This window comes from Nocardia sp. NPDC055321, assembly GCF_053645575.1.
This window is the reverse complement of the sequence record NZ_JBSHMS010000034.1, coordinates 19144-45562: the sequence shown is the minus strand read 5'-3', so window position 1 is coordinate 45562 and position 26419 is coordinate 19144. Positions and strand designations below refer to the sequence as shown.

Genomic DNA, 26419 nt, shown 5'->3' with positions numbered 1-26419 from the left:
TCCGCCGGAGCCACAATGGATTCGATGCACGACAGGTCGCCTCCGACGAGGACGTCCGGGTTCCGACCTGGGAGGCCTATCGGGCGGGGCTGAGGTCCTCGCCCGGCGGCGAACTCGACCCGCCGTCCTCGTGCTGATCCGTGCTCGACGCGCGCGCCGCGCGCTCGCGGGAGCCCAGGATCCCGTACAGCAGTAGGTCTTCCAGGGACGTCGCGAACCCGTCGAGGTCGTCGATGTCGCGGATGCACATCGCGAACAGGGCCGCGCCCGCGACCGTGTCGAGGAAGGTGTTGGGGTCCAGGCCGGGGCGGGCGGGGGTGCTGTCCAGGTAGCCGGTCAGCTCCTCGCGGGTGGGGGTGTCCAGGCGGGCGGACAACTTGCGGTAGAGGCTGGGGTCCTCGCGCATCTCGGCCATGAGGCCGGGCATCGCGGCTCGGGTCTCTGCGGAGCCGAAGAGCTGGATCGTGCCGCGAATGACCTTGCGGACCTCGGCGGGCAGGTCGGGGGCTATTTTCTCGGAGCCGACGTCGGGGAAGACCGCCTGGGCGATCAGGTGCGCCTTGGAAGGCCAGCGGCGGTAGATCGAGGGGCGGCTGACGCCGGCGCGAGCGGCGATGGCGTCGATCGACGTTGCGGCATAACCCTGTTCGACGAGGAGCTCGCGGGCGGCGTCCAGTACCGCGTGGTCCAGCGCGGGGTCGCGGTGCGGGCCCAGCCGGTGGCGTGCGGTCACGGAATTCGTCCTTGTCGGTCGCGGCTGAAGTCGTTACAGTCTGTCACATCAAAGTCGTTACATCGTGTAACTGCTGCGGACTCGAGGAGTAGTCGTGTCAGCTGCCCCGCAAGCCGTACCCGCGGACACATACGCGCCGGTACCGCTGCTGCAGGACAAGGTCATCGTGATCTCGGGCGTGGGACCCGGCCTGGGTCATTCGCTGGCCGTCGAGGCCGGCCGCATGGGTGCGAATCTGGTGCTGGCCAGCCGCACCGAGAAGCGAATCGAGGCGGTCGCCGAGGAGATTCGCGCGTTCGGGCGCACCGTCCTGACGGTCCCCACCGACATCACCGACGAGGCGCAGCGCGGCGCTCTCGTCGAGCGGTCGCTCGCCGAATTCGACCGGGTCGACTGCCTCATCAACAACGCCTTCGCCATCCCGCCGATGAACCCGATCACCACGATCGACCTGGACGCCCTGCGCACGGTGAACGAGACCAATGTGTTCGCCCCGCTGCGTCTTTCGGCCCTGTTCGCCGACGCGCTGGAGCGTTCGCGCGGCTCGGTGATCATGCTCAACTCGTGCGTGTCCTACAGTTCGCAGCCCGAGTACTCCGGCTACAAGCTGTCCAAGGGCACGCTGCAGCATCTCGCGTCCTCGCTGGCGACCGAGCTCGGCCCGCGCGGCATCCGCGTCAACAGCGTCGCGCCGTCCTACATCTACGAGGACCTCAACAAGGCGTACTTCGACTGGCTGGCCAGCCAGGCGGGCGTCACCCACCAGGACATCTACCGGGAGAAGGCCGCCCCGACCGATCTCCAGCGGCTGGCCGGGCCCGAAGAGGTCGCCCGCGCCACCCTGTTCCTGGCCAGCGACCTCGCCTCCGCGATCACCGGTCAGATGCTGACCGTCGACTGCGGTGAATTCCACCGATAACCCGGGAGTGCCCATGAAGAAGCGAATTGTCCTGTGGGGCACCGGCGTCGTCGGTTCCATGGTGCTGACCGAGATCGCCAAGCATCCGAACTTCGAACTCGTCGGCGTCGGGGTGAGCAATCCCGACAAGGTCGGCAAGGATGCCGGTGACCTGTGCGGCGGCGCGAAAACCGGTGTGCTGGCCACCGATTCGGTGGACGAGCTGATCGCCCTGCGCCCCGACGCCGTCGTGCACTACGGTCCCACCGCCGCCCTGGCCGACGAGAACATCAGGGTCATCAGCAGTTTCCTGCGCGCGGGCATCGACGTGTGCTCGACCGCCATGACGCCCTGGGTGTGGCCCGCGATGAAGCAGCTGCCCGATGTGTGGCGCGAACCGATCACGCGGGCCTGCGAGGAGGGCGGCGCGTCCTGCTTCACCACCGGCATCGATCCCGGTTTCGCCAACGATCTGTTCCCGCTCACGCTCATGGGCCTGTGCGGTGAGGTGGAGTCGGTGCGCGCGTCGGAACTGCTCGATTACACCGACTACGAGGGCGATTACGAGCTGGAGATGGGCATCGGCCACCCGCCGGAGTTCAACGCCATGCTCGAACACCCGGACATCCTGATCATGGCCTGGGGCGCGACCGTACCGATGATCGCGGCCGCCGCGGGCATCGAGCTCGAGAACATCACGACCACGTGGGAGAAGTGGGTGACGCCCGAGGATCGTCAGTCGGTCAAGGGCGTCGTCAAGGCGGGTACGGTCGCCGCGATCCGCTTCACGATCAACGGCATCTACCGCGGCCGCGAGGTTATCACCCTGGAGCACGTGAACCGCATCGGCCTGGATGCCGCGCCCGAATGGCCTTCCGGCACAAAGGATGACGTCTACCGGGTCGACATCATCGGTTCCCCGTCGATCTCCCAGGAGACCTCGTTCCGCTTCACCGACGGGTCCGGCCGCACCCCCGCGGTCGCGGGCTGCCTGTCCACCGGCCTGCGCGCGCTCAACGCCGTGCCCGCGGTGAACGATCTGCCCCCGGGCTGGGTGACGGCACTCGACCTGCCCCTGATCCCGGGCAAGGGCACGATTCGCTGAAATCCCGCTCCGCGCATAGCAGTCGGTTCCCGGCACGTCACTCGGACGTGCCGGGAGCCCGCCCCGCTACGACACTGACGGAGCCGAGCCCACCCACCCCGCGTCGATCAATTGCTTGCCCAACGTATCCGCCTGTCGGACCCCCGCCCGAAAAGCCGCCGGCCAGGCGGCGTTCAGATCGGGCTTCGCCGTGAATCCGTCGAAAATGCCGATGGTCTCGGCGTCGGGCCCGAACCGCACGACGGTGCCGGTCGCCGTGTCCGCGAGTTCCGCCCGAACCTGTTCCGGCGGATAGCGATGCGCCAGCGGTTCCAGTACCAGGAGAACATCGGAGCCCGCCGCGAGATCGGCGTTGGTGGGCGACCAGAACGCGCCGTCGATGTAGCGCCGATCACCGACCAGGACGGGCGGAAACGATCCCGGAAAGGCCCGGCTCGCCGTGGCCGCGACGGCGAGTGGCACCCCGCCGCCGCTGTCCAGCACCTGTCGCTGACCGGTCGCGGCGTCCACGACGGCGATCCGCAGCCTGTCGTCCGGCCAATCCTTGCCGCCGAGCGACCATTCCATCGGCGCGATATGCGCCGGGAGCGCGACCGGCTCCGTCATCGCGACCCGCCCGACCCTGCGCCCTACCTCGGCGCGATCCGGCGTCCGGTCGAACAGCGCCGAGAAGGCGAGGCCGAGCAACTCGAAGTTCAGCACCGGCACGGGCGGACTCGGGCTCCCCGCCGGAGACGGCCCGTCGGCAACCACATTCGGGTCCTGTCCGGTGACCAGCGCGGCCCCGACGACGGCCCCCGCCGACGTTCCCACCATCGAGTCCGCGGCTCCCAATTCGATACCCGCGCGCTGCAATTCGGCGGCAAGGCCCAGCATCCAAGCGCCCCCGATGGCGCCGCCTCCACCTAAAACGATCGAGCGCCGGACATCGTCCCCGGAGGCTCGATCGACTACGCGACTGTCCATGCCCGCGATCCTAATGATGAAGGCGCCGTGGCGCTTTGAACGAGGTGCGCGCTGCCCGAGGCACCCGCTTCCGGTGGGATCGAGAGCCGGTGGTCGACGAGGCGGTCCAGTCGCGTGGCTTCCGGTACCGCCGGTTCGATCGCAGGTGACCGGTACGTCTGCTCCGACGCGACCGATCAGGCACGCGCCGAACCCCACCCTCGCGACGGCAGTGGTGCGCGCTGGAGGAGATGGCCCCGTCCAATGGCCGATCGTGCCGGTCGCTCGGGACGGGAGCAGCGTGCTACGCGGCGTCCGCGGGTTCGTCACCTCATGCGCCTGTTCCGTGGTCGCGGCAGATCGTCCGTGGCAGCGGCCCCCGCGCGGCATGCGGTAGTTTCCGCCCCGGGAGCTGTTTCGATGACCGTGGGAACGGCCGGCGGAAGAACGCCGAGAATTTTTTTCCCGCGCGATGTCGAGAACCGGCGCCCGGCTCCGTCCCCGCAGTGAAGACGGCCGACACCGGCCGCATCGCACAGAGGAGATCACGATGGCCAAGTACCTGTTGCTCAAGCACTACCGCGGCGCCCCGGCCCCGGCCAACGACGTGCCGATGGACAAGTGGACGCCGGAAGAGGTGTCGGCGCACATCAAGTACATGCAGGATTTCGCGGACCGGCTCGAGCAAACCGGCGAGTTCGTCGACGCGCAGGCGCTGTCGACGGAGGGGACCTTCGTGCGCTCGGCCGGCCCGGGCTGCCCGCCGGTGACCGACGGCCCCTTCGCCGAGACGAAGGACCTGATCGCCGGCTGGATGGTGATCGACGTCGACAGCTACGACCGCGCCCTGGAACTGGCCGGTGAACTGTCCGCCGCACCCGGCGCGGGCGGCGAGCCCATCCACGAATGGCTCGAGCTGCGCCCGTTCATGACCAAGCCGCCGACCATCACCGAGTGAGCACGGTGGACCCGGTCGCGCTGCGGACACTCACACCCGCGGTGATCACCGTCCTCGTCCGGCGCGGTGCGGATTTCGCGGCGGCCGAGGATGCCGTGCAGGAGGCGCTGATCGAGGCGCTGCGACTGTGGCCGGGGGAGCCGCCGCGCGACCCGCGCGGCTGGCTGATCACCGTGGCCTGGCGCAAGTTCCTCGACGCCACCCGCGCGGACGCCTCCCGCCGCCGGCGCGAGGACATCGCCGACGCCGAGCCCGCCGCGGAACCGATTGCGGCGGTGGACGATACGCTGGAGCTGTACTTCCTGTGCGCGCATCCCGCGCTGAGCCCGGCGTCGGCGGTCGCCCTCACCCTGCGCGCGGTCGGCGGCCTGACCACTCGGCAGATCGCGCAGGCGTACCTGGTCCCCGAGGCCACGATGGCGCAGCGCATCAGCCGCGCCAAACGCACGGTGTCCGATGCCCGTTTCAACCGTCCCGGGGATCTCGCCACCGTGCTGCGCGTGCTGTACCTGGTCTTCAACGAGGGCTATTCGGGCGAGGTCGACCTCGCGGCCGAGGCGATCCGCCTGACCCGGCAACTCGCGGTCATGACGCACGACGAGGAAACCGCGGGCCTGCTGGCGCTGATGCTGCTGCATCACGCCCGCAGGCCCGCGCGCACCCGCCCGGACGGCAGCCTGGTCCCGCTCGCCGAACAGGACCGCACCCGCTGGGACACGCGGCTCATCGCCGAGGGCGTCGAAGTCCTGCAGGCCGCGCTGGCCCGAGATCGACTGGGCGAGTACCAGTCCCAGGCCGCCATCGCAGCCCTGCACGCGGACGCGTACTCGGCGGCGGAGACCGACTGGGTACAGATCGTCGAGTGGTACGACGAGCTGATCCGGCTCATCGACAGCCCGGTCGCCCGCCTCAACCGGGCCGTCGCCCTCGGGGAGTCCGACGGTCCCCGCGCGGGCCTGGCGGCCCTGGCCGCCCTCGATCCGTCCCTGCCCCGCCACACCGCCGCGGCCGCCTACCTGCACGACCGCGCCGGCGATCCCGAGACCGCCGCCCGCCTGTACGCCGAGGCGGCCCGTGCCGCGTCGAACACCGCCGAACGGGATCACCTCACCCGCCAGGCCGCCCGGCTCAATGCCCTGATCGGCCGAGACGGGCCCGCCGAGCCTCTACCTGGTCGAGGGGAAGTCGCCGACGGATAGTCCGAGAACACTCCGATCCGAGTCCGGTCCGAACCCGCTCCAGCGCAACGAATTCGGGCGAGTCGGCTGCCCGCTCGGATTCCGCGCGCGGGCGGCTCGGGCTGGTGGAACTACGCGGCGCCCACCGAACGCGGTTCAGCCGCCGAGCTCCCGCAACTCGTCCTCGGTGAGCGTGATTCCGGCCGCCCCCATGTTCTCCTCGAGGTGCCCGACCGAGCCGGTGCCCGGGATGGCGAGGGTGACCGGCGAGAGCGCCAGCAGCCGGGCCAGCCCGACCTGCGTGGGCGTGACGTGACGCCGGGCGGCGACGTCGGCGAGCCGCGCGGTGTGATCGGTGCGGTGGCCGCCGAGCGGGAAGAACGGCACGAACGCGATTCCGTCCTGTTCGCAGGCCGCCAGCACCGGGTCCTCGCCGCGGTCGGTGACTTGAAAGTCGTTCTGTACGGCCACGACCGGGGCGATCGCTCGCGCCTCGGCCAGATGGCCGGCGTCGATGTTGCTCAGCCCGAGATGCCGGATGAGCCCGGCGTCGCGCAGTTCCGCCAGCATCTCGAACTCCGCGGCCAGCGACAGACCGTGCGGCACCGACGTGGTCCCGATCCGCAGATACACCAGATCCAGTCGATCGACCCCCAGCGATCGGAGATTGGCCAGCACCTGTGAGCGCAGATCCCCGTCCGGGGTCTCCCACACGCCGCCGGGCCCGAAGGCCGGGCTGACCTTGACCGCGATCACCAGTTCCGGGGGATAGGGCGAAAGCGCCTGCCGTATCAGATCATTCGCGGCCACCGATTCGTCGCCGCTGCGGTAGTAGTCCGCCGTGTCTATGTGGTCGACCCCGAGCTCGATCGCCCGCCGCAGCACGGTCCGCCCCACCTGCGGGTCGCGCGGCGGCCCCTGCCACCCGTGGCTCGAGACCTGCAGGGCCCCGAACCCGATCCGCTGCACCGGCAGATCCCCGCCCAGGAGAAATCGGCCGGCAGGGGGTCGCGCAGTCACCGGGTCTCCTTCCGGTCGGATTCGACGAAGCGTCACCGCTCGCTTGGAAACCTACCCAACCGCGCCCGGGTTTGCGCGGAGCCGCCGCCGATCGTGCTCGTGACCGGCCCGGTCTATGTCACTCCGTCGTGAGGCGCCCGGTGAACGCGGTCGCGGCCCGCGCGAGCCGGTCGGCGGGCCAGCCCGCCGGATTCTCGACCTGCGCGAGCATCGCGCCCCGGGAGGCCAGGAACAGCAGATCGGCCACGGGTTCGGGGTCCGGGATGCCTGCGGCCGTCAGCGCCTGGGTGATGCGCCCGTGCAGGCGGTCGAGTTCGCGATGCAGCGCGGCCAGCCGATCGGCGTCGATGGTCTTCTCGCCGAGCAACTGGACGAGGATCTTCGCCACCAGCGGACTCGATTCGCCGGTCCAGTCCAGGGCCCAGACGGTGACCGCGCGCAACTTGTCGGCGGGGGAGCCGGTGAGCTCCGCGATCTGGTTGTCCCATTGGGCGACAAGGGTTTCCAGTGTCAGGTCCAGGAGCTGCGTGCGATTCCGGACGTAGTTGGTGACCAGGCTGGTCGAGCCGCCGAGTGCGTCGGCGACCGCGCGCACGGTCAGGCCGGCCACGCCGTGCTCGCGGACGATGCGCACCCCGGCCAGGCCGATCTGCTGTTTGCGGTCGGAGCTGTTCACTTCGATGGGCATCTGGGAGTCCTCGCCTTGCGTTCGCGGTCGACTCCGGCAACACTGTCATACAACAGCGTTGCATAACAGCGTTGCAGATCGCAGAGGAGTCCCCGAGCATGAACCGGTTCATCACCGCCTGCTGTGCCGCGACGATCGGGGTCGCGGCCGTCGTGACCGCGACCGCGCCCGCCCACGCGGACAATCTCGGGGCGGTCGATCAGGTCGCGGCCCTGGACGTGCGAATTCCCGGCGCCGCCACGGTCGAGCGCCTCGAGTACTCGACGCGGAACTCACTGGGCGAGCCGGTCACCTCCTCGGGTGCGCTGTTCCTGCCACCCGGCCCGCCCCCGCCGGGCGGCCGGCCGATCATCGCCTGGGAGCACGGAACCGTCGGCCGCGCCGACGCCTGCGCGCCGTCGAACACCGACTTCACCTTCTACCGCCCCTACCTGGAGAACCTGCTCGCCCAGGGATACGCCGTCGCGGCGACCGACTACATCGGCCTGGGTACCTCTGGCGAGCACGCGTACCTCGACGGCCGCGCGGCCGCGCAGGCCGCGATCGACATGGTGCGCGCCGCGCGCGCGGCCCATCCCGCCCTGTCGAACAGCTGGGCGGCGGTCGGTCACTCCCAGGGCGGCCACGCCGCGCTGTTCACCGCTGCGATCGCCGCCACGTACGCGCCCGAACTCGACTATCGGGGCGCGGTGGCCTTCGCGCCGGGCGCGAGCATCACCGACACGATGCTGCTGCTGGGTCGCCCGGGCACCCCCGACATCCTGCCCGCGGGTATGAAGACCTACACCGCCTACGTACTCGGTGGTGTGCACGCGGCCCGCCCCGGCTTCGACCTCGACGCCTACCTCACCCCGCTGGGCCGCCGCATCGTCGCCGACGGCTCCCGCCTGTGCTACGACGAGATGACCGCGACCCTGGACGGGGTCTCGATGGCGGACATGTTCACCCGCCCCCTGGCCGAGGGCGATTTCGAAGCGGTGGCGCGCCCGGTCCTGGATGTGCCCACAACCGGCTACACCGGGCCACTGCTGATCGTCCAGGGCACCAACGACATCGACGTCCCCGCGCCGATGGTCTGGCGCCAGGCGGCCGAATTGCGCTCCGCCGGAGTGGAGTTCACCCTCCGCGACTATCCGGGCTACGACCACATGCAGGTGCTGGACGGAACCCACGCCGAGACCAACGCTTTCCTGGCGGGCCTGTTCCGGTAGGTCGACCGGCGGCGAGCGACGGTGCAGCCGTTCAGGATTCGGCGAGCACGCCCTCGCCAATCTCGCGGAACCACATGCGAATGCTGTCGCTCAGAATCGTGGCCGACTGCTCGGCGGTGACCACGTCGGCGGCCCGGCCCGCGGCGAGTCCGGTTCCCATCGATATGACGGCGATGATGGCGCGATCCATCTGGGGCCCCGCGGCGTCGATGCCTTCGGGTGCGAAGTCCTCGAACAGCGTGCGGCCCGATTCCAGCACCCGCAGGGCGGTTTCGCGGGCGCGGGCGCTCTGGTCGGGATCGCGCAGGACGCTCAGCGCGTATTCGGCGAAGAGCGTGGACAGCGCGACCTCGCTGGAGAGCCGCGCCCACCAGGTGGAGATGACGACCAGCCGGGCGTCCACTCCGGTGGGCGCGGCCATGAGATCGGCCATCAGGCGGGCGAGTTCGGCCGAAGCCCGGCGGCGCAGCACCTCGAGGCAGAGCGATTCCTTGTTGTCGAAATTGCTGTACACCGCGCCGATCGTGCGACCGGCTTCCGCGGCGATGGCCGCGATGGAGGTGGCGTAGTAGCCGTCGCGCAGGAAGAGCTCCGCGGCCGCGTCGATCAGGTTGTCCCGGGTTTGCGCCTGACTTTCCGCGCGGGTCAATACCTTTCGAGCAGCCACTGCGCTACGCCCTCCATCGCTCGTTCGTGAACCGAAACGCCATGTCGGATAACCATGCACTGTGAATAATTCCGATACCCGGGATGGTAGCGGATCCACCGGGGCATTCGGCGCGCACAACGCCGGAGCTACGGCCCGCCCGGTCGCCCGGATCTGCGGCAGAATGCGGGCATGAGTACCTTCGGCCTGGCGGTGATCGCCGATACCGCCACCGCCTCCGAAGCCGCCGCGATGGTCGAGAACGTGCACCGCGTGGCAGCCGCCGCCGGGGTCGACGGCGATCGCGTGCTGGTGGAATCCGTACGGCGGGTCGGGGATTGGTGGCGCGTGTGCGCCTACGTGACGTACGCGTCTTCCGATGCCCCGGGTCTGTTCGCCGGTTTGCACACCGCGCGGGTGGCCGCCGCCGACGACTACGACGAGCACGGCTGCGCCTGGAGCACGTGGCGCGTCACCGATTCCGAACCCGAGCTCGTCTATCGAAAGTTCCTGCCGCCACCGGATTCGTCTCCGGATGACGACGATGACGACGACGAAGAAGACGACGCCGCCGCGGACCGCGCCGACCGCCCGGCCACCCTCGCCATGGCGAACCTCTGGGACGCGAACCCAGGCAAAGTCATCGCGGTCGAACGCCACTTCGAGCGCATGTCCCAGGACCAGGGCGTGATCGGCGCGCCCTTCCAGCCGTGGATCACCGCGCTCGGCCTCTGGTGGCCCGGTGATCGCTACGTCCCGGAAGATCTCCGCGACCCGGTCGGACCCGGTTCGCTACCGTGATCGATATGACCACGCTCTATGTGCCTGCTCGTTTCAACGGCCCGCCCGACTCGGGCAACGGCGGATATGTCGCCGGGCTGCTGGCCGAGACCCGGGACGAGGACGTCGTCACGGTCGTGCTGCGGAATCCGCCGCCGCTCGAGACGCCGCTGCGCGTGGCCGACGGCGAACTGTTCGACGGCGATAACCTGATCGCTCGTTCGTCCGCGGGCGCGTTCGAACGTGCGGTGCCCCAGCCGGTGTCACCGGCGACGGCGGCCGCGGCGAGCGGGGAGGTCAACGACAGCGAGATCTTCGGGCGCTGTTTCGTCTGCGGCAGTCTGCGCACCGACGGCCTGCGCATCGAGGCCGGTCCCGTCGGCGATGGCGTGGTGGCCGCGCCCTGGACACCGGACGGCACGGTGCCCATCGGTCAGCCGCTGCTGTGGGCCGCCATGGACTGTCCGGGCGGCTGGACGGTCCCCGAACTCTTCGAGCGCCCGGCCGTTCTGGGTTCGATGACCGCGGCCGTCCTGGACTACCCGGCCCCGGGCGAGCCCTGCGTGGTGATCGGCGCGCTGCACGCGGAGGACGGCCGCAAGGTGCGTACCGCCACCGCCCTGTACGGCAGCGACAACCGCCTGCTGTCCCGCTCGGAGCAGGTGTGGATTCGCCTGGCCGCCAACTGAATACGGTGGCGCTCTAGGGGGAAGGTGCGCTCTCCGGAGCGCGCCCGGCCCGCACCCGGGCCACCGCGAACGCGGCCGTGAACGCCAGGTGCACGACCAGGAAGACTGCGGCCAGATCCCGCGCGTCCCCGCTGAGCACGCCCCACACGTCGTTGCCCGCCACGACGCCGAACCCCACCAGGTTGGCCAGCAGCACGGTGTTCCGGATGGATCCCGGCTCGGCCGCGCGGGACATCCAGTTGAGCACCGCCACCCCCAGGAACGGCCCGCTCAGCAGCCGGAGCAGCGCGACCAGCTCCGGCGAGGCGTCCTCCGGCACGGCGTCGACCCCGAACTGCACGGGAACCACGAGCAACGCGAGTCCGATGACGGCCATGTACACCCCGGCCGCGATGAGTAGCGCTTTGACCACGGTAGCCAACCTCCCGGTATTCGCCCTGTGTGGTCAGTACCGCCCGGGCACGAATTCAAACCTCCGTGCGATCCGACATCGCCGTGCTCGCCTCCGGCACATCGGCTCTCGCGACGCGTATTCTCATTCTTCGTGCCGACTGGCGGTAGCAAACAGGTTCGCGCCGCGCGCAAGCGCAAGAAGCGGATGGCGCGTGTCACCCACGATCTCACCGAGGCGCAGTGGACCGCGCTCAAGACCTCCTGGGGCGGATGCGCCTACTGCGGCGCCCCGGACGGCGCGCCCCAGAAGGATTGCGTGCAAGCCATTTCGCGCGGCGGGCGCTACACGCTCGGTAACGTCGTGCCCGCGTGCGGATCGTGCAACGCCAGCAAGTGCAATGCCGAGGTGACGGGGTGGCTGCGCCGCAAGAAGCTCGACGAACGCGCGTTCCTGGTGCGCCACTACGAGATCTGCGCCGAACTCACCATCCGATTCGCCGCCGCGGCCGATGCGGAGCCGATCGGTCCGAACACGATCGACGACGTGGCCGGATAGGCTGTAGCTGAACGATTTTCGTTGTCGGCGATCGTTTCTCTGGCAGAGGAGTCCGGGCGGATGGATTGCCGGAACACAGGTGTCAGCCGCCGCCGCGTGCTGATCGCGGCCGGGTCCGCGATCACGGTCGCCGCCGTGACCAGGCCTGCTCCGACCGGGCGGATCACCCGGGAGGTGAGCCCGTACGCCGCCGGGGCCGACGCGAGCCGCGCACGAGCCGAACCGGCCGAACAGGCGATCGTGCGCCGCCACGTGCGCCCGCTGTGGGGTCAGCAGGGTCTGCGACTCGGCAGGCTGGTCTGGCCGTCGGCGGTCACCGATCGGCCCTTCGTGAAATGGTGCTACTGGTGGCAGGCGCACCTGCTCGACTGCGCGGTGGATGCCGCCTGCCGCGACCGCGACCCGGAGCGCCTCGCCCGCGTCGCCGCTCTCGCGGCCGGTATCCGGGCCCGCAACTTCGGTGGCTGGACGAACCGGTACTACGACGACATGGGCTGGCTGGCGATCACCCTCGAACGGGCCGATCGACTACTCGGTCTCCGATTCGGCGACGCCGTCGGCGACCTGCGCGCCGCACTGCTCGACGGCTGGGATCCGGTGGTCGGCGCGGTGCCGTGGCGGGTCGGCGACGACTACTTCAACACCCCCGCGATCGGCCCGACGGGTATCGCCTTCGCGCGGCTCGGGGAGGTGGCGCGCGCCGAGCGGCTGGCGGAATTCCTGCACACCCGATTACGTGATCCCGACAGCGGCCTGACCCTGGACGGGGTGCACGAACCCGGCGGCCGACTGAACCGCACCACGCTGACCTACTGTCACGGCCTCGCCATCGGACTGGAAACCGAATTGGCCGTGCGCACGGGCGATTCGGAGCGTCGGCGGCGAGTGACGGACCTGATCGCGGCGACCGGTCCGGGCCTGACCGACGCGGGGGTGATCACCGCGGGCGGTGACGACGACTCCGGGCTCTTCATGGGCGTGCTCGCCCGATATCTGGCCGAAGCCGCACTAGCCCTGGGGGATACGACCGCCGCGCGCATCGTGCACGATTCGGCCCGCGCCGCCTGGGACAACCGGGCCGAGGTGGACGGCCTCCCGCTCTTCGGCGTGGACTGGTCGGCCCCGGTGACGGCATCGGGCCTGCCCGCCGCCGCCCAGCTGCTCCTGCCCCCGGGCCCGCCCTCGAAGAATCTGAGCCCCGATCTGTCCGTTCAACTGAGCGGCTGGATGCTGTTCGAAGCGGATCACCGGATCACCGCCGCCGGACTGTGATTCGAGCGCGCAGCCGGGGCCGCCGAGCCCCTCGTGTGCTCCCTCCGCTCGGACGTGCCCGCCGCCTGGCTCGACTCCGACTTCTGGATCAGCGCCTTCGAACACGTCGAGGACGAGTACGGGGTGTCCTGAGCAGTCGGAGGCGTTGTCTCGCAGCCGATCACGCCTCGGCGAGTCTGCCCGGGCGGCGCTTCTTCAGTGAGCTGATCAGGCGGCGTTGCTCGCGCAGGCCCGCGGCGGCCAGCCGCGGCTTCACGGCCGAGGCGAAGGCGTAGAACAGCACGTGATTCAGACCGGCGTCGAGGTAGGGGCTCAGCCAGCGCTCGACGTCGGCGGCGGTGCCGGAGGGCATCAGGCCGCGCACCAGCTCCGGGGTGACGTGCTTGCTGTACTCGGCGAACTGCTCGCCCTCGAAGACGGCCGGGTCCACACTCGAATAGCCGGGATTATCGGCGCCGAGGGGATGAGTCGCGCCCGCCGCCGTCCAGCTCGCCCCGGGCATCGCCAGGGCCATGGCCCGGATGAAGGGGGCATCGCAGAGCTCGTCCAGCACCCGCTGATCGGGTGCGAGCAGCGGTGCCAGCAACACGCTGCGGTGCAGGGTTTCCGGATCGCGTCCGGCATCCCGGGCGCCGCGCGCGAAGTTACTCGCGGCATCGTGCCAGGAGGTGGTGGTGTCGTTCAGGATGAACATCCAGCCATCGCCGTGCTCCCCGGCGATGCGGCAGGCGCGCGGTCCCTGCGCGGCGACCCACACCGGGGGAGTCGTGCCGCCGAGCGGCGGCAGCCCGAACCTCGCATCGTGCCAATCGTGGAATTGCCCCTTGTGCGTGAGCAATTCGTCGGGCGACGCCCACGCGGCGCGCAGGGCCGTCAAGGCGTCGGCGAGCCGGGCCGCGCGCGGCTCCAGGGTCAAGCCGTAGGGAACGGTGTTCTCGAACTCGCCCGAGCCGATCCCCAGCACGACCTTGCCGCGCGACAGATGGTGCAGCGACATCCACGCGCGCGCCAGATCCGCCGGACTGCGGCGCACGACATCGGTGACCGCGACACCCATGGCGGGCCCGCGTGGGCGAGCCCAGCGCGCAAGCGCGACAGTCGGATCCAGGTAGGCATCCAGTGATGTGACGTACCGCGCCATCGGCGAGAAGCGAGCATTCCACGCGGCCGCGGGAAACGCCGACTTGGTGTGATCGGAGAACCACACGTCGTCGACCCCCAGTAGACCAGCGGTCCGCAGATTCATCCTGATGGCCCACACCGGGGCGATGGGCTCGATCAACGACCCGATACGCACCCGATCACCGTGCGGCCGTACCTTGTACGGACTTTCCCGCCGAACCATAGCCACCCCCCGAGAGGAACCCTGCTGGAGTTATAGCAAGAAGCTAGGACTCCTGACCGGTGAACAGGGGAAGGTGTTATCCCGGCCGCCGTGTCGACTCCTCGGCGTGGTGCGCGTGCGCGGCCGGGAGGTATCCCCACGTCCGTACGGTGGGCGGGGCATGGAACCACCGCTGTTCGTCGGCGAGCTCCGCCTGCGCGGCAGCGATCGTGCCGGGTGAAACCCCGAGGGGGACAAGCGCATCGCTCACCTGGGCCCAGGTGAGACTCCACATCCGCGCGGCGGGCGAACCACCCCGGAACATCGGGATCTGCGCCTCGGCCCGGACATCGACGAGTCCGAGCGCCTCCAGCCGCGCCGGCAGATTCCGCGCCCAGGACTGATTCGCGCCCGCGATTTCGGTCGAGCGCGCGAACCCGCGCCACACCTCGCCGAACGCGCCCGGCATCTGATCGAGGACCCCGAGTCCATCGCCTTCCTCGGCCATCAGAACGCCACCGGGCGCGAGTGCCCGAACCAATCGCTCCAGCACGATGTCGCGATCCGCGATGTGGAGCAGCACGAATCGCGTATGGACGAAATCGAATTCGCGCTCGGGAAGCGCGCCGCCGACGAGATCCACGCGAGCGACTTCACCGCCGAGTCCCGGGATGTCGGCGAGGTGACGCGGATCGGCATCCACCGCCAGCACCCGCCCACCGGGCAGTACGGTCCGGCACAGCCATCGCGCGAACGACCCGCCGCCGGCTCCGGCTTCCAGGCACCGCCACCCCGCATCCACCCCCAGCCGGCGCGCGAGCGCCGTGCTCTCCGGGTCGTAGGCCGCGCCGAGCAGCGCGAGGCGCTCGGCGGCGAAGTCCCAGCCATTGGGCAGCGTGTAGTGCGGATCATTCGGCGCGGCGATCGGCGCGGGCGAGTCCATGTCCCGACGTTATTCCTGTTCGGCGGTGCGGTCACGTCGCGCCCGGCCGGAGGGCCCGCCACGCCGGTACGCTCGCAGCCATGGGCGGGGATGTGCTGTTGCTGCCGGCCATGTTCGGTCCCCTGATAGTGCTCGGGTGGGCCGCCATGCGTGCGAAGCGCCGCTGGCTCGGCGGATCATTCGCCGGGCCGTTCCAGGAGATGTTCGATCCGGATGAGGTAGCGCCCGCTGTCCACCCCATGAAATCCGGGGCAGCGCTTCGCAATTGAAATGCAAGCACTTCGCATACGATCCCGCGCATGATCTCCTCATCCCGGATCGCGGCCATCGGACTCCTCTGCGCACCGGCCGTCGCCCTGCCGGTCGCGCTGGCGCCCGCCGCACACGCCACCGTCGAATCGTTCGGCGTGAGCTGCAGCAAACCCGCGGTGCCCTGCGAGGTTTCGATCACGACGAGCGGAGCCGACCGGCTCAGCCCGGTGACCGTGGCGGTGAACGGCACGATCATCGGCCAGGACACTCCATTCGGCAGCTCGGACGGACTGTACGGATTCGCGGAGGTCGCATGGACCCCGCCCGCTGTCGGCGCGTACACGATCACCGTCACCCAGGGCAGCTCCACTCGCTCGGTGAAACTGGCCATCTGCCCGCCGAATCCGTCCGGCTACCCGGATATCTCACTCTCGCTGGGCTCGGCGGTCTCGAGCGTCTGCAACATCATCGGCAGCTCCCTGAACTCCGGCTCGACATCCGGCTCCGCCGCACTGGTGCTCCCGCTCTTCGCCGGTTCCTCGGGTTCGTGATCACTCCCGGTTGATCGCCGGCACCGAACCGGGTGTCATTCCGCGGGCGCGCCGAGCGGGGGGTGCTCCAGCACCCGGGGCTTGTACTCGACCAGCTGAATACCATCATCGAAGGTGCGGTGCTCGACCATTTCGAGGGCGACATCCGGATAGCCGTCGTAAATGCGTTCCGAGCCGGTAGCGCCGGTGATCACCGGGAACATCACCACCCGAAAGCGATCCACCAGACCGGCTCGCAGCAGGGAACGGCTAAGGCTCAGGCTGCCGATCGTGGCGAGCAGGCCCGAGTCATCGGCCTTCATGGCGCGCACCGCTTCGACGGCATCGCCGCGCACGAGGGTGGAGTTGGCCCAGGTCAGCGGGTCCTCGAGCGAGGACGAGAACACCACCTTGCGTGCTCGCGTGAGCTCGTCGACCGACGCCTCTTCCTCGGGACGGAACTCATCCTGGCCATCCGGAACCTCGCCCGCGGCGAAGCCCGACATCAGGCGATAGGTATTGGCGCCCATCAGGTGTGTGGCCTTGGGCTGCTCGCCCAGCCAGGCGAGGTATTCCGGGCCTTCGAGGCCCCAGAATCCGGGCCAGCCTTCGCCCGAGGCATAGCCGTCGAGGGAGGTGATGAAATCGACGAGGAGTTCCGACATGGTGGGGTCCTTTCCTTCGGTGTTATGGGTTGTGACTCGGTGAGGGGCGGAAATTCATCGGGTGATTGGTGATTTGATCGGGGGAGTGAGGCCGCGATATCCGAGTACCGGCCGGGGTGGGTGGGGTGCCTGGATCACCGTCGGGGTGCCCTACCGCAGGAAAGACGACTAGAAACGGAGTACCGGCGGGGGCACGTCGGGAGACTCGACGGCGGTTGGGTGCCCTACCGGGGGAAGGACGCCTGGATAACGGAGTACCAGCCGGAGCAGGTTGGGAGCCTCGACGGCGGTTCCAGCCCTCCCGAGCCGATCAACGGGATCGAAGCCCTCGGATGCGTAGCCGAGTTCCCAACCCCGGGCCGGATACGACTATCACCGCCAGAGACATCACCTCATTGTGTTGATGACGAGTCTTTGTCTGTAGGTCTCGAGAAGGTTCCCACGGCCAGTCGACCCGGCTGGAAGGACGAACGCGCTTCCAATTGGGGAGCCAAAGGCCGGGTACGGCAGGCGACGTGACCAGCACTGCCGCATCTGTTTTGCCCGCTCTCCCGAACCCCGCCGGAAGCCGGAGTGGGTGTGGGGTTGGGCTACGTCGGCCACGGGCGTGAACACTGATACGTGTGGACGCACCAGCCGCATGGGTGTGAACGGCCGGGCCAGGGCTTGGGCGCGCGAGGAGCCCCTTCGGCATGGGAAAGCCGAAGAGGCAGAGTCGAAAGCAGCGGTGAGACTCGATACTCAGGGCCAGGGCTAACAGCGCCATCGTGCGGGGATACCCGGAAACTGGGGATGATGACGGAAGTTCACACGCGGCCTACGACTTCGGTCGATGTGTGGTGGAGGAATCCATCCGGTCTTGCCCGGATTCTCCGAATCCTCACCCATGACAACGGTTTGCCACCCGTTCGGGCCGGTGTTGATCTGGGCGTGGCAGGCATCGCACGCCAAGGTCAGGTTCTCGATGTCGGTTTCGCCGCCATCGGCCCATTCTCGGATGTGGTGGACGGCGGAGCGGCTCGCCGGCGCGTCGCAACCGGGGCGGGTGCACCCGCGTTCGGTGGCGGTGAGCGCCAACCGCTGAGCCGGGTTCGCCAGACGCTGACCACGAGACAGGTGCAAGGGGCGGCCGTTTCGGTCGAGCACCACCAGATACGGGGTCGAGTTCCTGGCCACCTGGAGGGCTTGGGTGATCGACATGGTGCCACCGGTCGCGGTGGTCGCTACGCCCGCGCGCTTCTCCAGGTCTTCGATGCTCATGGTGATGATGGTCGAAACCGGAAGTCCGCGATGCGATCCGAGCTTCGTGGGTCCCATGTCGGGGCGGAAGAACACCATCAGCGCGTCGTGGTTGCGCTGCTCGGCGTTGCGGTGATCGCGCTTGGCTGCCGCGCGCAGCTTCGCGCGGAGAGCGGCGCGGGCACGCTGGGCCGGGGTCAGCGAGGGGTCGTTCGCATCGGCGTCGTCGGCGTTCTCGTCGCCGTCGTCGAGTTCGGTGTCGAGGCCGAGTTCGGCGGTGGTCCAGGGGCTTTCGGGGTCGTCGGGGTTGCACATTCCGGGTCGTCCGAACTTCTCGAACATCGGGATCATGACCGCCCCCAACTGCGGGGTGAGATACCCCGAGATCGGGTACATGCCGTCGATGCCCTGGTGCCCGATCTTGACGCTCCGGACTCGCTGCCGGTCCCGGTCCTCGGTCAAACGCCCATCGGGATCAACGTGGGCCAGGATATGCACCCCGAGCTTGGTCACACCCTTCGGGTCACCCTCACGGGCATAAGAGGTCAGATGCTCCTCGGCATGGTCTTTGACCTCCGTACCGGCGGCGTCGGGGATCCGCTCGAGCGCATCGTGGATGGCCTTCACATGGTCGGCGGAGATCTCCCCGGCCCGTTGGGCTGCGGCTACGAGCGGCAATTTCGGGGGCCGGGTGCTCGAACCCGCCGACACTGTCGACAGCAGATCAGCGTTGCGGACTCGGGTGGCGGCCTCGGCGTAGGACAGGCGCAGTGTCTGTTGCAGGAACAGGATCAAGCTCTTCACGCCTGCGCGAGGGCCCAGGTCTCGTGCTCCGCATTCGAGAGCGAACCGCTGTTTGACGGCTTCGAGTTTGCGGAAGCTGGTTTCGAGCTCCTGCATGACGTCGACGACCTCGCCATCGGCCATTGAGTACATCGGTAATTCGAGCAGGTTTTCCACCGCGGCGGCGAGTGCTTTGGCACTGGTCGCGATGGTGGGCACCTCTCTCGAATCCATGCCTCTATTCTACGCCTTGATAGCGAGAATGAATAGCCCAATTCTATTGGTATACAACACTATTCGGGCAAATCGGCATGTCAAATCTCCCGCAATTCACAGTGCTCTCAATAGGCAACGAACCACCCTCCGCTCTCGAGAGCAAAACCTATCCAAGTCGCTCGATAACCCCCGCAACCCCCTGCGCCGCCACGTTCGCATCATCGATATCCACCCCGTACAAAACCTCGTACCACGGCCCCAGCCGATGCCACGCCAACGCCCGCTCACGCAGCTCCTCGGTGACCCCGTACACCCGCGCGAGTTCGTCCGCGAACCCCGCCGGCGTGCCGAACAACCCCCATGCCAGATCGATCGCCGCGTCCCCGACATGAGCGTCGCCGAAGTCGATGACGCCCGTGACGCGCGTCCCGTCGGCCAGCACGTGCTCGGGTCCGAGGTCGCCGTGGACGAGGGTGTCCGTGGGGAACCGCAGCACCGCGTCGAGGAGCTCCACCCCTCGCGACCGATGCGAATCCGGCAGCAGCGGAAGCACTTCGGCGCGGAATCGCCGGTCGGCATCAACTCGATCGTGATGCGTCCGTTCCGCGCCCGCGAACCCGCGCTCCACGGCGGCGTCGACGGGCGTGCCGTGCAGGGCGAGCAGGAACTCCCCGAGTGCCCGGCCGTGCGCGGCGAGCGGGGTCTCGAGCGGTTCGCCGGGTACGAGCGGGTGCCGCACCACCAGCGGAGTGCGGGTGACCACCTCGGGAATCGGGACCGGCAGCGGCAGCCGGGCCGCCAGCCACGGCATGGTCTCGGTCTCGCGCAGCAGCTGTGCCTCGACCTCGGGGCGGCGCGGTGTGCGCACTACCCAGCGCCCGTCCACCAGGGTCGCTCGACTGTCCCATCCTCCGGCGAATTCCATTCCCGAAAGATATCCGGGCTCCCCGACTGCGGACCCCTCGCCCGACGCATCTCACTCGCAGGTGTCGAACTCTTCGCGCATTCGGCGTTGGACGGTCAGGGCGACGGCGCTGAGCCTTTCCTCGGTGATCGTCGAAAGGTAGTAGTCGCAGCCGGCGGCGTGGAGGTATCCCTCGTTGCGCTTGCTCTCGGTGTAGTAGAAGAACCAGTTCCACGTCAGCCGGAGCGGATGTTCGGGGGTCGGGCTCACTGCCCGCACGGCGCTGGACAGCGCGTCGAAGGCGATGTCGGCGTCGGGCGTGGACGGCGTCTTTTCGTGCAGCATGAGCGAGACGACTTGGCTGCCATCGATCTCGATGAACTTTATTGCCCAGGGAATCTCGGAGAGTTGCCGCCGCAGGTCGATTTCCCGATCGACGGGCAGGGGCAGCTTCACGTTCCAGTGCTCGAACTCGGGGGCTTCGATCTTCACCTCCGCTGCCGAGTCCGGGCCGATCATCGCCCGGATCGCGACGAGCGGCTCGGCGGTCCCGGTCTTCACGTCCATGATGTTGATCCGGGGTGTCGTGCGCTCGTCCCAGTAGATCCGTACGTCGGGGACAGATGCCGTGTACTGGCGAACATGTCGGACCGTCTCACGGAACGAATCGAGGTCCAGTTCCCGGTTGATCGCGACCCGTGCCCTGTCGCCGACGACGAATTCGATGTCGCGCTCGCGCAGCCCGTCGAACTCGCCGATGTGCTCGCGCAGGCGCTCGACGACGTCATCGAGCTGCTGGTCGGTCGCGTCGGGCACACCCGCGGTGATGCGCAGGTAGCTGTCCCCCTCGAAGAAATCGTCACCGATCGTGATGTCGAATCGCTGGACGCCCGGCATGGCCGAGATCTGCGCCTTCAGCTCTGCGGCCACCGCGTCATAGTCGGTCAGCAGCCCGGAGCAGGCGGTGAGCGTGAGCGCCGCGACCGCCGCGAGCAGGACGGACATCGCCCGTTCGAGAACTGTTCTGCGCGTGCGGATCCTACCGCTCCTCTATCTCGGCTCGAACTGCTCGACGGCCGGGTTCGAGGGCGATCCCGCAAGTTCGAGGTGGTGCCGGACAAGGCCGGATTCCGACCGAACATATCCGACCCCGGCACGACGAATTGCGAATGCGGACAATGGCGCTGACGTCAATTCTGGGGGCGCGAGTTCTGGGGTGTCAGCACGTCGGCGCATGCCCCGAAGATGCCGCCGCCCTATCGCTTTTCGCGAATCACCGCGCCGATCTTCTCCACGCGATCCGCGAGCGGAACGGTCAACTCGATCACCGGTATGTCGGGCACGAACTGGTCCGCGTAAACCAGCTCCAGCAGCGAGTCGTTGACCGCGCTCCGGAGGCCGAGCATCTCCGCCGGAGGCAGCCGGGCCTCCGTCTCGCGCGTGATGGGAACGACCACCAGCAGATCCAATGTGGCCAAAGACTTTCGGATCACAGCGGGCTCGAACGTGTCGATATCGGACCCGGTCGCCGACAGATAGGCCAGGAAGTCCAGCGGGGTGCGATCGAAGACCGAACCGTCGGGCTCGGTGGCCAGCAGTTCGATCGAGCGGGACAGCTGCGCCCGGTAGTCGGCCCGCGACGGCGGGTAGTCGAACTCGTAGCCGTCCTCTTCGAGCAGGACGTACGGCTCGTCGACCGGCGTGAGTTCGCCGAAACGCGAACACAGGTCGTTGACCAGCGTCGTCTTCCCGGTTCCGTGAGGTCCGGATACCCCGATACGCATTCGACTCCTTCGCTTCGACGGTGGTGGACGACGAGTCCCATGGTTCAGCGTCGCATTGCGCACAGCCGGCGCCGGAATCGGTATCCGCCCGGGCGACACGGGCCGCCGGGCGCGGACCGTCCGGGAGCATCCGCACGGTTGCGGAATAATAGGTCGGCATGGGTTTCACCGATGCCGAACTCGACTATCTCCGGTCGCAGCCGCTGGCTCGACTTGCCACCCGCTCCGCCGACGGGCAGCCGGACGTCGTCCCGGTCGCCTTCGAGTTCGACGGGTCCGCCTTCTGGGTAGGCGGCGGCGCGACGTTTCCTCTAACCCGCAAGGCGCGCAACGTCATCGCGGGCAACACCGAGGTGGCGCTCGTCGTCGACGACCTGGTCTCGCTCGACCCGTTCATCGCGCGCGGCGTCCGCGTCTACGGTCTCGCCGAACCGCCCGTCGAGCGTATGGGCATGGTCGGCCCCGGCTACTACCTGCGCATCGCGCCGAACGAATCCTGGAGCTGGAATCTGACCGGTGAGTCGGCGGGCGAGCAGTGGTACGGCACCCGCCACGCGCGGCATCGATGAACGGCGACATGACCCGCCCGGCGCGCCTGCTCGCCCACGGCACGGTCTCCACGGCGCTGGCGCTGCACAGCGACCGCGCGATCGGTGAGCTGCTGGACGCGGCCGTGCCGCTCGGGGTGGGCATCGGCGGGAAGTCGGCGCTGCTGGAGGTCAGCGGCACACCGGTTTTCGTGAAGCGGGTGCCGCTCAGCGACCTGGAGCGGGAGCCCCGGCACCGGCGGTCGACGGCGAACCTGTTCGGCCTGCCGCAGTTCTACCACTACGGTATCGGCCTGGTGGGCGGTGCGGGTTTCGGGGCCTGGCGTGAGCTCGCCGCGCACGTCATGACGACCGACTGGGTGATTTCCGGTGTGTACGACGGGTTTCCGCTGATGTACCACTGGCGGGTGCTGCCGGATACGACACCGCTCCCGGACGAGCTCGCCGACATCGACCACGCCGTCGCGTACTGGGACGGCCGCACCCGGATCCGCCACCGGATCGAGGCCGTGCGGGACTCGTCGGCGAGCATCGCGCTGTTCCTCGAGTACATCCCGCAGACGCTGCACTCCTGGCTGAACGACCGGATCGAGGCGGGCGAAGCCGCCGCCGCGCGGGCCTGCGCGATGCTGGAGCGGGAACTGGCCGCCGGGGTCGCGTTCATGAACGGCCGGGGAATGCTGCATATGGACGCGCATTTCGAGAACATCCTCACCGACGGTCACCGTCTCTACTTCGGCGATTTCGGCCTTGCGCTGTCCCGTGAGTTCGATCTCGCACCGGAGGAGGCCGAGTTCTTCGATAGGAATCGGACCTACGACCGCGCTTTCACCGCCAACTATCTGGTGGGATGGCTGCTCACCGCGCTGTGCGGGCTCGAGCGCGGCGACCGGGACCTCCGTGCGGCGATGATGCGGGATATCGCCGAAGGCAAACCGGTGGAGTCGATTTCGGGCGAGGTCGCCGCCGTCATCGCGCGGAACGCGCCGGTCGCCGCGGCGATGGCGGTGTTCGCGAGGGAGTTTCGGGAGACCAGCCGGACCACGCCGTACCCAGCAGGGGAGATCGAGCGGTTTCTCGACGGGTGATTGCCCGACCTCGGATGACGTGGCGAACGGATCAACGGATGTGGCCGGAGATCCTTGCCCGCGCGACGGCCCGACGTACAGGCCGTCGCGTTCACGATGTGCTCCGGCAGGGCCGACGGCAGGAACTCGGGACTCGCGTCGAAAACGAGGACAACCGGACAAATACCCTGGTGTGCTGTGCAATCGGTGGCGAGCACCGACACCTGACGGACCCCCATGCCCCCGGACGTGCCAGGTGTGGCTGCCTTCCTACGGTGCGAGCCTGGGGACGGATGTCGGCAATGGTCGTTACAGTCGCGGCGACAACACGAACGACGATTCGGGGGATCATGCCGGACACCGCAACGAGTTTCGCCGAGCCGATCGAGGCGCAGGAGTGGGAACTGCCTCCGGCCTGGCGCGGGAGCCCCGCGCCGACCCGCGGTGTCACACCGCCGCCCGAGCCGCCGCCACCACTTCCGGTGCCGGCCGAGGAGACCTACCGCAATCTGATCGCGGCACAGCGGGATCGGGTCGTGGAGATCCTCGACGAGACAGCGGCGCAGGGGGAGCCGGGATTGGCGGCGGCCGGACGCGAGGCACTGGCCGATCCGTCGACCTGCTCACCGCTCGGCGCGGCGGTGCTGGCGCACGCGCTCGTGCGTGCCGCCGACAAGCCGAACAACGCGGCCGGTGTCTGGGTGGCCGAGCGCGGCGTCGCCTTCGCCGCGGAGACCGCCGTGTGGCACCTGACGCTGACCGGAACCTCGCGGTACGACTGGGTGCAGCGCTTCCGGACCACCTGGCTACACCCGCAGGATCCCGGCTCGCCCGCGTCGGCCGCAGTCAGTGATCAACTGAAATCGATGCGCGCCCACCTGGCGGCGCTGCCCGAACCGGAGTACCGCGAGGTGGTGCGGCGCCTGGCGCTCCTGCGGAACACCCCGGGCGGCTTGCTGTTTCAGCAGGCCACCTCCTACCTGGCGCCCACCGAACCGGAGTGGACGGCCGCCGATCTCGCCACGGTCACCGGGCAGGCGGTCAACCCGCACCGGTTCGCCTTCCTCGCCGCCTCGGTGACCACGGCCGCGGACTTCGAGACACTGCTCACCGCGTTGCGCGACAGCTTCTTCTGGCACAGCGAATGGAGCTACCTGCCGGTCGCCCTGCACCGCTTCGGCCCGGAGGTCGCGCTGGTGCTGGAGCGGCTCCTGCGCGGGGGCGCGTACAAACCGCGAACCGCCGATCGCGTGGCCGAGATCCTGACCCACTTCCCGACCGCCGCCGCCTTCGCCGCGGCGTTCACCCAGCTGGGCAACGAACACGCCACGCAGACGTTGAGTCTGGCCGCGCGGCGCGCTCCGCGTCGCGCGTTGCCGGTGCTGCTTCCCCTCGCGCCGACATCGACACTGGCACGGCACATCCTGCGATCGCTGGCGCACGCGGACCCGGCCCTCGCACCGGAGTTGCCGCCGGTGGTCGCCTACACCGGCAGCGGCCATATCCGCCAGGCCCGCCCCGACGAGCTGCCCGAGGTGCTGCGCGACCCGCCGTGGCGGCAACCGAAGGCGGGATCGGCGAAGGCTCCCCGAACCCCGAAATGGCTGATACCGGAAACGCTTCCGGCGGTGACCCTGCGCGGCGGGGACGCGGTGCTGCCGGTCGCCGCGCTCGACGACCTGTGCCGTGCGCTCGTGAAGTACGGAACGGACGGGGACGCCGGCCCGATCACGCAGGTGCGGGCGGCGGCGGATCCCGGCTCGCTGGCCGAATTCGCCTGGACGGTCCTGGAACTCTGGCAGCGCGCCGGATTCCCGGCCAAGAACCCGTGGGTGCTGCGCGCGCTGGCCGTGCTCGGTGACGACGAGACCGTGCGGCGGCTGACCCCGCTGATCCACGCGTGGCCCGGACAGTCGGGGCACGCACGGGCGGTGGCCGGGCTGGACGTGCTGACCTCGATCGGCACGGACGCCGCGCTGATGCAGCTGAACGGGATCGCGGAGAAGGCGAAGTTCAAGGGGCTCAAGAGCACCGCGCGGGCGCAGATCGCCGCGGTGGCGCGGGCCCGGGGACTGACGGCGGACGAGCTGGCGGACCGGCTGACCCCGGATTTCGGATTGGACGCAGACGGCGGCCTCGTCCTCGACTACGGTCCGCGCGGGTTCGTCGTCGGCTTCGACGAACAGTTGAAGCCGATCGTCCACGACGCGACGCGGGACGAGGACGGTCGCTGGCAGCGGCTCGCCGCGCGCAAATCGCTGCCCAAGCCCGGCGCGAAGGACGATCCTGAGTTGGCGCCGGCCGCGCACAAGCGGTTCGCGGAGGTGAAGAAGGCGGTGCGAACCGCCGCGGGCGATCAGATTCGGCGATTCGAACGCGCGATGGTCACCGGTCGCCGCTGGACCGTCGCCGATCACCGGACGTTGTTCGTCGAGCACCCGTTGATCCGGCATATCGCCCGTCGCCTGGTGTGGGTGATCATCGATCGGGATGGGGGAGTGGCCGGGTCGTTCCGGATCGCGGAGGATCTCAGCTTCGCCGATGCCGCGGACGCCCCGATCCCCCTGCCGGACGACGTGACCGTCGGCATCGCGCATCCCCTGCACCTGACCGCCGGGCTCGGTGCGTGGGCCGAGCTGTTCGCCGATTACGAGATGCTGCAACCGTTCTCGCAGATCCAGCGTGAGACCTACGCGCTGTCCGAAGCGGAACGCGCGGTCGGCGTCCTTCCGGGATTCGCCGAGGTCACGGTGCCGACCGGCGGGATTCTGGGCCTGGTGCAGGTGGGGTGGGATCGCGGGCCCGCACTCGACAACGGCGTGTGGGACGAGGTGTTCCACGATCTCGGCATGGATCGCACGGTGGAGATCGACCTGCGGCCCGGTGTCCCGATCGGCAACGCGGGGTTGTTCCCCGAGCAGACCATCACGGTCCGGCTCGCTGTCCGCCGCGCGAGCCGGGGCGCGGCGCCCGAGCGCGTCGGCGGATACACGGCGGCGATCGCCGAATCCGAGCTGGTGCGGCAGCTCCACCTGCTGGTGCCGAACACACCGGGTGCGAGGTGAGCGCGGGCGAGTGACCGAAGAGGTGGC

27 protein-coding genes are annotated in these 26419 nt (G+C 69.1%); 14 read left to right on the top strand and 13 right to left on the bottom strand.

From position 1 onward, the window contains the following. Nucleotides 1-76 precede the first annotated feature (76 nt). Nucleotides 77-733, bottom strand: a complete 657-nt coding sequence (locus ACWIGI_RS36390) for a TetR/AcrR family transcriptional regulator (protein ID WP_454208103.1) — start codon at nucleotides 731-733, stop codon at nucleotides 77-79. A 94-nt stretch (nucleotides 734-827) separates the two neighbouring features. Between ACWIGI_RS36390 and ACWIGI_RS36385 the strand changes: the two genes are divergently transcribed. Beyond that, a complete protein-coding gene (locus ACWIGI_RS36385) occupies nucleotides 828-1652 on the top strand; it encodes an SDR family oxidoreductase (protein WP_454208102.1) in 825 nt (274 codons plus the stop codon). A 13-nt stretch (nucleotides 1653-1665) separates the two neighbouring features. Continuing rightward, nucleotides 1666-2736: an NAD(P)H-dependent amine dehydrogenase family protein gene (locus ACWIGI_RS36380; RefSeq protein ID WP_454208101.1), complete on the top strand. Its 1071-nt coding sequence runs from the start codon at nucleotides 1666-1668 to the stop codon at nucleotides 2734-2736. Between the two features lie 66 nt (nucleotides 2737-2802). Here ACWIGI_RS36380 and ACWIGI_RS36375 read toward each other — a convergent pair whose 3' ends face one another. Next, complete coding sequence (locus ACWIGI_RS36375; RefSeq protein WP_454208100.1) at nucleotides 2803-3702, bottom strand: patatin-like phospholipase family protein; 900 nt, start codon at nucleotides 3700-3702, stop codon at nucleotides 2803-2805. 529 nt (nucleotides 3703-4231) lie between these two features. Here ACWIGI_RS36375 and ACWIGI_RS36370 point away from each other — a divergent pair. After that, on the top strand, nucleotides 4232-4639 hold the full coding sequence (locus ACWIGI_RS36370) for a YciI family protein (protein WP_454208099.1): 408 nt from the start codon (nucleotides 4232-4234) through the stop codon (nucleotides 4637-4639). Between the two features lie 5 nt (nucleotides 4640-4644). Continuing rightward, on the top strand, nucleotides 4645-5838 hold the full coding sequence (locus tag ACWIGI_RS36365; protein WP_454208120.1) for an RNA polymerase sigma factor: 1194 nt from the start codon (nucleotides 4645-4647) through the stop codon (nucleotides 5836-5838). Between the two features lie 135 nt (nucleotides 5839-5973). On the opposite strand, the gene ACWIGI_RS36360 is transcribed toward ACWIGI_RS36365, so the two are convergent. Both ACWIGI_RS36360 and ACWIGI_RS36355 read right to left on the bottom strand, forming a co-directional pair. Further along, nucleotides 5974-6837, bottom strand: coding sequence for an aldo/keto reductase (locus tag ACWIGI_RS36360; RefSeq protein WP_454208098.1), 864 nt, complete (start codon nucleotides 6835-6837; stop codon nucleotides 5974-5976). Between the two features lie 118 nt (nucleotides 6838-6955). Beyond that, a complete protein-coding gene (locus tag ACWIGI_RS36355) occupies nucleotides 6956-7525 on the bottom strand; it encodes a TetR/AcrR family transcriptional regulator (RefSeq protein ID WP_454208097.1) in 570 nt (189 codons plus the stop codon). Between the two features lie 98 nt (nucleotides 7526-7623). Here ACWIGI_RS36355 and ACWIGI_RS36350 point away from each other — a divergent pair, with 98 nt between their 5' ends. Then, nucleotides 7624-8736: a lipase family protein gene (locus ACWIGI_RS36350; protein ID WP_454208096.1), complete on the top strand. Its 1113-nt coding sequence runs from the start codon at nucleotides 7624-7626 to the stop codon at nucleotides 8734-8736. A 31-nt stretch (nucleotides 8737-8767) separates the two neighbouring features. Here ACWIGI_RS36350 and ACWIGI_RS36345 read toward each other — a convergent pair whose 3' ends face one another. Beyond that, nucleotides 8768-9403 (bottom strand): TetR family transcriptional regulator, encoded by a 636-nt coding sequence (locus ACWIGI_RS36345; protein WP_454208095.1) that lies wholly within the window; start codon nucleotides 9401-9403, stop codon nucleotides 8768-8770. Between the two features lie 171 nt (nucleotides 9404-9574). Here ACWIGI_RS36345 and ACWIGI_RS36340 point away from each other — a divergent pair, with 171 nt between their 5' ends. Together ACWIGI_RS36340 and ACWIGI_RS36335 are read left to right on the top strand one after the other, a co-directional pair. After that, nucleotides 9575-10183, top strand: coding sequence for a hypothetical protein (locus ACWIGI_RS36340; RefSeq protein WP_454208094.1), 609 nt, complete (start codon nucleotides 9575-9577; stop codon nucleotides 10181-10183). Nucleotides 10184-10188: 5 nt separating this feature from the next. Then, on the top strand, nucleotides 10189-10851 hold the full coding sequence (locus ACWIGI_RS36335) for a hypothetical protein (RefSeq protein WP_454208093.1): 663 nt from the start codon (nucleotides 10189-10191) through the stop codon (nucleotides 10849-10851). 13 nt (nucleotides 10852-10864) lie between these two features. On the opposite strand, the gene ACWIGI_RS36330 is transcribed toward ACWIGI_RS36335, so the two are convergent. Further along, on the bottom strand, nucleotides 10865-11263 hold the full coding sequence (locus ACWIGI_RS36330; RefSeq protein WP_454208092.1) for a hypothetical protein: 399 nt from the start codon (nucleotides 11261-11263) through the stop codon (nucleotides 10865-10867). 186 nt (nucleotides 11264-11449) lie between these two features. Here ACWIGI_RS36330 and ACWIGI_RS36325 point away from each other — a divergent pair, with 186 nt between their 5' ends. Both ACWIGI_RS36325 and ACWIGI_RS36320 read left to right on the top strand, forming a co-directional pair. Beyond that, on the top strand, nucleotides 11450-11800 hold the full coding sequence (locus ACWIGI_RS36325) for an HNH endonuclease (protein WP_454208119.1): 351 nt from the start codon (nucleotides 11450-11452) through the stop codon (nucleotides 11798-11800). 60 nt (nucleotides 11801-11860) lie between these two features. Then, nucleotides 11861-13072: a glycoside hydrolase family 76 protein gene (locus ACWIGI_RS36320; protein ID WP_454208091.1), complete on the top strand. Its 1212-nt coding sequence runs from the start codon at nucleotides 11861-11863 to the stop codon at nucleotides 13070-13072. Between the two features lie 160 nt (nucleotides 13073-13232). Here ACWIGI_RS36320 and ACWIGI_RS36315 read toward each other — a convergent pair whose 3' ends face one another. Then, nucleotides 13233-14369 carry an LLM class flavin-dependent oxidoreductase gene (locus tag ACWIGI_RS36315; protein ID WP_454208090.1) on the bottom strand — a complete coding sequence of 379 codons (1137 nt, stop codon included), beginning with the start codon at nucleotides 14367-14369 and terminating at the stop codon, nucleotides 13233-13235. A 124-nt stretch (nucleotides 14370-14493) separates the two neighbouring features. Then, nucleotides 14494-15339, bottom strand: coding sequence for a class I SAM-dependent methyltransferase (locus tag ACWIGI_RS36310; RefSeq protein ID WP_454208089.1), 846 nt, complete (start codon nucleotides 15337-15339; stop codon nucleotides 14494-14496). 80 nt (nucleotides 15340-15419) lie between these two features. Between ACWIGI_RS36310 and ACWIGI_RS36305 the strand changes: the two genes are divergently transcribed. Together ACWIGI_RS36305 and ACWIGI_RS36300 are read left to right on the top strand one after the other, a co-directional pair. Beyond that, on the top strand, nucleotides 15420-15608 hold the full coding sequence (locus tag ACWIGI_RS36305; RefSeq protein WP_454208088.1) for a hypothetical protein: 189 nt from the start codon (nucleotides 15420-15422) through the stop codon (nucleotides 15606-15608). A 30-nt stretch (nucleotides 15609-15638) separates the two neighbouring features. Further along, on the top strand, nucleotides 15639-16142 hold the full coding sequence (locus ACWIGI_RS36300; protein WP_454208087.1) for a hypothetical protein: 504 nt from the start codon (nucleotides 15639-15641) through the stop codon (nucleotides 16140-16142). A 35-nt stretch (nucleotides 16143-16177) separates the two neighbouring features. On the opposite strand, the gene ACWIGI_RS36295 is transcribed toward ACWIGI_RS36300, so the two are convergent. The 5 genes from ACWIGI_RS36295 to ACWIGI_RS36275 form a co-directional block, all read right to left on the bottom strand. Continuing rightward, a complete protein-coding gene (locus ACWIGI_RS36295) occupies nucleotides 16178-16786 on the bottom strand; it encodes a dihydrofolate reductase family protein (protein WP_454208086.1) in 609 nt (202 codons plus the stop codon). 753 nt (nucleotides 16787-17539) lie between these two features. Further along, complete coding sequence (locus tag ACWIGI_RS36290; protein WP_454208085.1) at nucleotides 17540-19042, bottom strand: DUF222 domain-containing protein; 1503 nt, start codon at nucleotides 19040-19042, stop codon at nucleotides 17540-17542. A gap of 148 nt (nucleotides 19043-19190) precedes the next feature. Then, a complete protein-coding gene (locus tag ACWIGI_RS36285) occupies nucleotides 19191-19949 on the bottom strand; it encodes a phosphotransferase (protein WP_454208084.1) in 759 nt (252 codons plus the stop codon). 51 nt (nucleotides 19950-20000) lie between these two features. After that, nucleotides 20001-20933: a hypothetical protein gene (locus tag ACWIGI_RS36280; protein ID WP_454208083.1), complete on the bottom strand. Its 933-nt coding sequence runs from the start codon at nucleotides 20931-20933 to the stop codon at nucleotides 20001-20003. 251 nt (nucleotides 20934-21184) lie between these two features. Further along, entirely contained in the window at nucleotides 21185-21712 is a 528-nt protein-coding gene (locus ACWIGI_RS36275; protein ID WP_454208082.1) for an AAA family ATPase, read from the bottom strand. A 158-nt stretch (nucleotides 21713-21870) separates the two neighbouring features. On the opposite strand from ACWIGI_RS36275, the gene ACWIGI_RS36270 reads away from it, so the two are divergent. The 3 genes from ACWIGI_RS36270 (at nucleotide 21871) to ACWIGI_RS36260 (ending at nucleotide 26392) form a co-directional block, all read left to right on the top strand. Beyond that, on the top strand, nucleotides 21871-22281 hold the full coding sequence (locus ACWIGI_RS36270) for a PPOX class F420-dependent oxidoreductase (protein ID WP_454208081.1): 411 nt from the start codon (nucleotides 21871-21873) through the stop codon (nucleotides 22279-22281). Between the two features lie 8 nt (nucleotides 22282-22289). Beyond that, on the top strand, nucleotides 22290-23348 hold the full coding sequence (locus ACWIGI_RS36265) for a protein kinase family protein (protein ID WP_454208080.1): 1059 nt from the start codon (nucleotides 22290-22292) through the stop codon (nucleotides 23346-23348). Nucleotides 23349-23677: 329 nt separating this feature from the next. After that, on the top strand, nucleotides 23678-26392 hold the full coding sequence (locus ACWIGI_RS36260; RefSeq protein ID WP_454208079.1) for a DUF4132 domain-containing protein: 2715 nt from the start codon (nucleotides 23678-23680) through the stop codon (nucleotides 26390-26392). Nucleotides 26393-26419: the final 27 nt, after the last annotated feature.

Coding starts and splice junctions, on each gene's coding strand:
- ACWIGI_RS36380 (WP_454208101.1), top strand. CDS start 1,666: ATGAAGAAGCGAATTGTCCTGTGGGGCACCGGCGTCGTCGGTTCCATG.
- ACWIGI_RS36375 (WP_454208100.1), bottom strand. CDS start 3,702: ATGGACAGTCGCGTAGTCGATCGAGCCTCCGGGGACGATGTCCGGCGC.
- ACWIGI_RS36370 (WP_454208099.1), top strand. CDS start 4,232: ATGGCCAAGTACCTGTTGCTCAAGCACTACCGCGGCGCCCCGGCCCCG.
- ACWIGI_RS36355 (WP_454208097.1), bottom strand. CDS start 7,525: ATGCCCATCGAAGTGAACAGCTCCGACCGCAAACAGCAGATCGGCCTG.
- ACWIGI_RS36350 (WP_454208096.1), top strand. CDS start 7,624: ATGAACCGGTTCATCACCGCCTGCTGTGCCGCGACGATCGGGGTCGCG.
- ACWIGI_RS36340 (WP_454208094.1), top strand. CDS start 9,575: ATGAGTACCTTCGGCCTGGCGGTGATCGCCGATACCGCCACCGCCTCC.
- ACWIGI_RS36335 (WP_454208093.1), top strand. CDS start 10,189: ATGACCACGCTCTATGTGCCTGCTCGTTTCAACGGCCCGCCCGACTCG.
- ACWIGI_RS36325 (WP_454208119.1), top strand. CDS start 11,450: ATGGCGCGTGTCACCCACGATCTCACCGAGGCGCAGTGGACCGCGCTC.
- ACWIGI_RS36320 (WP_454208091.1), top strand. CDS start 11,861: ATGGATTGCCGGAACACAGGTGTCAGCCGCCGCCGCGTGCTGATCGCG.
- ACWIGI_RS36310 (WP_454208089.1), bottom strand. CDS start 15,339: ATGGACTCGCCCGCGCCGATCGCCGCGCCGAATGATCCGCACTACACG.
- ACWIGI_RS36305 (WP_454208088.1), top strand. CDS start 15,420: ATGGGCGGGGATGTGCTGTTGCTGCCGGCCATGTTCGGTCCCCTGATA.
- ACWIGI_RS36300 (WP_454208087.1), top strand. CDS start 15,639: ATGATCTCCTCATCCCGGATCGCGGCCATCGGACTCCTCTGCGCACCG.
- ACWIGI_RS36295 (WP_454208086.1), bottom strand. CDS start 16,786: ATGTCGGAACTCCTCGTCGATTTCATCACCTCCCTCGACGGCTATGCC.
- ACWIGI_RS36290 (WP_454208085.1), bottom strand. CDS start 19,042: ATGGATTCGAGAGAGGTGCCCACCATCGCGACCAGTGCCAAAGCACTC.
- ACWIGI_RS36285 (WP_454208084.1), bottom strand. CDS start 19,949: ATGGAATTCGCCGGAGGATGGGACAGTCGAGCGACCCTGGTGGACGGG.
- ACWIGI_RS36280 (WP_454208083.1), bottom strand. CDS start 20,933: ATGTCCGTCCTGCTCGCGGCGGTCGCGGCGCTCACGCTCACCGCCTGC.
- ACWIGI_RS36275 (WP_454208082.1), bottom strand. CDS start 21,712: ATGCGTATCGGGGTATCCGGACCTCACGGAACCGGGAAGACGACGCTG.
- ACWIGI_RS36270 (WP_454208081.1), top strand. CDS start 21,871: ATGGGTTTCACCGATGCCGAACTCGACTATCTCCGGTCGCAGCCGCTG.
- ACWIGI_RS36265 (WP_454208080.1), top strand. CDS start 22,290: ATGACCCGCCCGGCGCGCCTGCTCGCCCACGGCACGGTCTCCACGGCG.
- ACWIGI_RS36260 (WP_454208079.1), top strand. CDS start 23,678: ATGCCGGACACCGCAACGAGTTTCGCCGAGCCGATCGAGGCGCAGGAG.